The following is a 2,309-nucleotide window of genomic DNA, read 5'->3' as shown; positions in this document are numbered from 1 at the left end:
GGCGTCACTGTCGGCGCCGTTTCCGGTGCCATCCTCGGCGCACTTGTCGGTGGCGCCAGCGGCTGTGCATTGGGTGCTCAACTCGGCGATACACTGGATCGCCACGTACTCGCCCACAACCTCTGCCTGATCTGCGGGCATCGTTTTAATTTACCCGCCTAAACCGTACTCCTCTCTCTAACTCCGTCCGGACAGTGTCACGCATCACGTGACCTTGAAGCCGGCTTGCACCCAAGGAACTCTACTCATGGCTCATCTTGTTGAAACTATGGCTTACGTCGGCGAAACCCCATGGCACGGCCTCGGCCGTCAACTGACACAGAAACAGCCCATCGAAGTCTGGCAACGCGAAGCTGGTATGGACTGGCAGATCCAGGAAAGCCCAGTGCACTTCAAAGCCGATGCTATCGGCCACATGGGCAGCATTCATTCGTTCCCGGAGCAAAAGGTGCTGTACCGCTCCGACACCAAAGCACCGCTGTCCGTGGTTTCCAATCGCTATCAAACCGTTCAGCCCCGTGAGGTCATGGAATTTTATCGTGACCTGACCGAGATGTCCGGCTACGAGCTGGAAACCGCAGGCGTACTCAAGGGCGGTCGTAAGTTCTGGGCGTTGGCACGTACTGGTCAAAGTACCGCGCTGAAGGGTAACGATCAGGTCAACGGCTATTTGTTGCTGGCGACCTCCTGCGACGGCACCCTCGCTACCACGGCCACACCGACCACCGTGCGCGTGGTCTGCAACAACACCTTGACCATCGCCCTGGATGGCACCACCCGCGCCATCAAGGTCCCGCACAGCACGCGCTTCGATGCCAAGGTGGTCAAAAAGCAATTGGGTGTGGCCGTCTCGCAATGGGACGAATTCATGTACCGCATGCGCGCGCTGGCCGAGCGTAAAGTTCAGTGGCATGAAGCGATGGGGTATTTCATGAACGTGTTGTGTGAAGTCACGCCCAATAGCAAGTTGCCTGAGGTCCTGCCCAACGAACGCGCCATGCGCAAGGTACAAAGCCTGTACGAAGGCCAAGGTCGAGGCTCAACGCTGGTTTCGGCACAAGGCACGGCCTGGGGCCTTCTGAACGCAGTCACCGAGTACGTCGATCACGAACGCCGAGCGCGCAGCAACGAGTACCGCATGGACTCCGCCTGGTTTGGTCAGGGGGCGCACATCAAACAACGGGCACTGGAGGCAGCCCTGCAACTGGCGGCCTGACATGCCGTCCTCCCCTCACCCCTTACGCCCGTCGAGCACTGAGCTCAACGGGCGTTTTTATGCCCGCCAGGTAACCCCCATGAACGCAAACGCGATTGCTCTCCCTGAACATGTATCCAGAAGCCGCCCGGCCCTTCGGCTGATCGGCACCAAGGCCCTGCCCCGTGAGGAGTGGTTGGCCGTGCGTAAACAAGGCATCGGCAGCTCTGACGCAGGCGCAGCCGTGGGCCTCAATCCCTACAAATCGCAGTTAGAGTTATGGCTGGAAAAGACTGGCCGCGATGCGACGCTACCGAAGATCGATCCTCATGATGAAGAAAGTCCCGCCTACTGGGGTAACGTGCTGGAACCAATCGTGGCCTGGCACTACAGCAAACGCACCGGCAAGAAAGTCCGACGCATTAACGCCGTGCTGCAACACCCTGATCCCACACTGCCCTGGATGCTCGCCAACATCGACCGTGAAGTGATCGGTGCCGTCGATGTCCAAATCCTCGAATGCAAAACCGCCGGCATAAACGGCGCACGCCTCTGGAAAGAAGGCGTGCCTGAGTATGTGCAATTACAAGTGATGCACCAGTTGGCGGTGACGGGCAAGCAGGCGGCGGATGTGGCAGTCCTGCTAGGGGGTCAGCACCTGGAGATCCACCGCATCGAACGGGATGAGCAGATGATTGCCCGACTGATTGAGCTGGAGCGGGTGTTCTGGGATTACGTGGTCAGTGATACGCCGCCACCGGCTGACGGGTCCGCCTCGTCTGAAGCGGCCTTGCGCTGTCTTTACCCCCTAGACAATGGTCAGTCCGTGGACTTCAGCGCTCGTGCGGGTTTGGCGGCGACCTACCTGGAGCTCAAAGCGGTTCGCCAGTCCATTGCTGAAAAGAAAACCCGCGAGTCCCAGTTGAAACAGACACTCCTGCAAGCCATGGGCGAAGCCTCACGGGCGGAGTTCAGCAACGGGTTCATCAGTTGGAAGCGCTCCAAGGACAGCACCGTGCTCGATGTCGAGCGCCTGCTAAAAGAGAAGCCTTATCTCAAAGCGCGTTTCACCAAGCTCAAGGAGGGCAGTCGTCGCTTCCTAATCAATTGATTG

At 58.9% G+C, this 2,309-nt stretch carries 2 protein-coding genes; both read left to right on the top strand.

Annotated elements, in window-relative coordinates; translation table 11 throughout:
* The first annotated feature begins 247 nt into the window (after nucleotides 1–247).
* Nucleotides 248–1,216, top strand: a complete 969-nt coding sequence (locus ACI77I_RS31860; protein WP_407000160.1) for a DUF932 domain-containing protein — start codon at nucleotides 248–250, stop codon at nucleotides 1,214–1,216.
* Nucleotides 1,217–1,295: 79 nt separating this feature from the next.
* Nucleotides 1,296–2,306, top strand: coding sequence for a YqaJ viral recombinase family protein (locus ACI77I_RS31855; RefSeq protein ID WP_407000158.1), 1,011 nt, complete (start codon nucleotides 1,296–1,298; stop codon nucleotides 2,304–2,306).
* Nucleotides 2,307–2,309 lie beyond the last annotated feature (3 nt).

The sequence above is a fragment of the Pseudomonas sp. D47 genome, from assembly GCF_045447305.1.
Lineage (GTDB): Bacteria > Pseudomonadota > Gammaproteobacteria > Pseudomonadales > Pseudomonadaceae > Aquipseudomonas.
Note: the sequence above shows the minus strand (reverse complement) of the source record. Positions and strands in the feature narration are given on the sequence as shown.

What these genes read in the sequence shown, in the direction of transcription:
- ACI77I_RS31860 (WP_407000160.1), top strand. Translation starts at nt 248, where the DNA reads ATGGCTCATCTTGTTGAAACTATGGCTTACGTCGGCGAAACCCCATGG.
- ACI77I_RS31855 (WP_407000158.1), top strand. Translation starts at nt 1,296, where the DNA reads ATGAACGCAAACGCGATTGCTCTCCCTGAACATGTATCCAGAAGCCGC.